Origin of the sequence: Mycobacterium sp. (assembly GCF_049585075.1) — a bacterium.
In the GTDB taxonomy this organism is placed as follows: domain Bacteria; phylum Actinomycetota; class Actinomycetes; order Mycobacteriales; family Mycobacteriaceae; genus Mycobacterium.
Genome location: NZ_JBAUZA010000247.1, coordinates 1 through 2,491, shown reverse-complemented (window position 1 = coordinate 2,491; position 2,491 = coordinate 1). Strand labels below are relative to the sequence as shown.

The 2,491-nt window shown below is 63.3% G+C and carries 3 protein-coding genes; all 3 read left to right on the top strand.

Annotated elements, in window-relative coordinates:
• Positions 1 to 259 (top strand): alpha/beta fold hydrolase (locus tag WB785_RS11750; protein WP_424079320.1); only part of this gene is annotated, 259 nt, incomplete at its 5' end.
• Between the two features lie 182 nt (positions 260 to 441).
• A complete protein-coding gene (gene pstS / locus WB785_RS11745) occupies positions 442 to 1,560 on the top strand; it encodes a phosphate ABC transporter substrate-binding protein PstS (RefSeq protein ID WP_424079319.1) in 1,119 nt (372 codons plus the stop codon).
• A gap of 74 nt (positions 1,561 to 1,634) precedes the next feature.
• On the top strand, positions 1,635 to 2,491 hold an 857-nt coding region (locus tag WB785_RS11740; RefSeq protein WP_424079322.1), incomplete at its 3' end, for a serine/threonine-protein kinase.

Sequence of the window (2,491 nt, the reverse complement as noted above, 5' to 3'; positions counted from 1 at the left end):
CCGCAGGCCCGGCGCTGCCCCGCCGCCGGCCCCGTCCAGCAAACGGGCCTACCAGCGTGTCGAGGTTCCGGCGCTGATAATCGAGGGCGGCTGCGACAAACTTCTCCCGCTGGGCTGGGCGAAGGAGATCGCCGACCAGATTCCCCGCGGGCGCTCGGCTGTGGTCGAGGCGGCCGGCCACTGCCCGCAGATTGAGCAGCCCGCAATCGTCAATGCGTTGCTGCTGGAATTCCTGGCAGGCGTCGCTGAAGGGGCCTGAGCTGCGCCGATGATGGGTCGGTGACGCCACGGTCGCGGCTAGTTGGCAGATTCTTCGCAGCACACACAAAGCCAGCACAAAGCTGACGTTAAAGATTTATTCATCTCTACAGGGTTATCTGTTAACAGTTGGCTCATCGTGCCGTTGCCGAGCCGCAGCTAAACGTCAGAAAAGGATCCGTTGTGAAGGTCAACCGATGTGCCGCGGCGCTGAGCCTGCTGGTCGTCGGCACGCTGCTGCTGTCAGCATGCGGCAGCAAAGGCAGTTCTGCAGCATCGTCGTCTGGATCCACCCCGCCGCCGGTACCCGTCGATTGCGGCGGCAAGAAGAAACTCCAAGCCAGCGGTTCGACCGCCCAGGAGAACGCGATCGAACAATTTGTTTATGCATACATCCGGGCCTGCTCGGGCTCGACGCTGGACTACAACGCAGACGGCTCCGGCGCCGGAGTGGAGCAGTTCCTGAACAACGAAACCGATCTTGCCGGCTCCGACAAGCCGTTGGATCCCGGGAAGGCTGAGCCCGACCGGGCCCAAGAGCGGTGCGGTTCGCCGGCGTGGGACCTTCCTGCGGTGTTCGGTCCGATAGCGGTCACCTACAACGTCGTCGGGGTGAGTTCGCTGAACCTGGACGGCCCCACCACCGCCAAGATCTTCAATGGCAGCATCACCACCTGGAACGACCCGGCCATCAAGGCGCTCAACGCAAACCTCAACCTGCCCGCGACGCCGATAAACGTCGTCTTCCGCAGCGATAAATCCGGTACTACGTACAACTTCCAGAAGTACCTCGCGGCAGCATCCGACGGTGCGTGGGGCAAGGGCACCGACGAAAATTTCGACGGGGGCGTCGGGCAGGGCGCCAGCGGAAACGAGGGCACATCGGCGGCATTGCGGGCAACCGACGGATCGATCACCTACAACGAGTGGTCCTTCGCGGTGGGCCATCAGTTGGCGATGGCCCAGATCGTGACCTCGGCCGGTCCGGATCCGGTGACGATCACCACCGACTCGGTCGGCAAGACGATCGCCGGAGCCAAATTCACTGGGCGGGGCAATGATCTGGTGGTCGACACGTCCTCGTTCTACAAGCCGACGCAGGCCGGTGCCTACCCGATCGTGTTGGCCACCTACGAAATCGTCTGCTCGAAGTATCCGGACTCCGCGACCGGCGCGGCGGTAAAAGCCTTCATGCAGACCACAATTGGTAGCGGACAAGCTGACTTGGACCAATACGGATACATCCCGATGCCAAGCTCGTTTCAATCGAAACTCGCAGCGGCAGTGAACGATATCTCATGAGAGAAGGAGCATTGAGGGTGACCAACAGCCAGCCGGGTTCACGGGCGGGGTCTTGGTTTGGCCCCTACCGGCTGATGCGGCTGCTGGGTCGCGGCGGAATGGGTGACGTCTACGAGGCTGAGGACACCCGCAAGGGCCGGGTCGTAGCGCTCAAGCTGATCTCACCGCAGTTCTCCGACGACCCGATGTTTCGCACCCGGATGCAACGCGAGGCCGGCGCCGCAGGACGGTTGACCGAGCCACACGTGGTGCCGATCCACGACTATGGCCAGATCAACGGCCAGCTGTATTTGGACATGCGCCTGATCGACGGCGCCAACTTGGCCACCGTGCTGAAACGCAGTGGGCCGATGAGTCCGCCGCGGGCTGTGGCCATTGTGCGTCAAGTGGCCTCGGCGCTGGATGCCGCACATGCCAACGGCGTGACGCACCGCGATGTCAAACCGGAGAACATCCTGATCACCGGTGACGACTTCGCTTATCTGGTGGATTTCGGTATTGCCCGCTCCAACAGCGACCAGGGGATAACCCAGACCGGGATGGCGATGGGAACCTACAAGTACATGGCGCCGGAGCGGTTCAGCGGCAACGAGGTTACCTATCGCTCCGACATCTATGCGCTGGCCTGTGTGTTGGGCGAGTGTTTGACCGGGTCACCGCCATTTCGGGCCGACAGCATCGAACGGTTGGTTGCCGCGCATCTGATGGAGCCACCCCCGCGGCCCAGCCAGCTGGGACCCGGACCGATTCCGGCGGCCCTGGACCAGGTGATCGCCAGAGGGATGGCCAAAAACCCTGAGGAGCGTTACCGCACCGCCGGCGAGTTGGCCAACGCCGCGCTGGACGCGCTGACCGCACCCGAGCAGCACCAAGCCGAAAGCATTCTGCAGCACGGCCAAGACGCGGAGACCATGGTGCGTCCCGCGCCGGG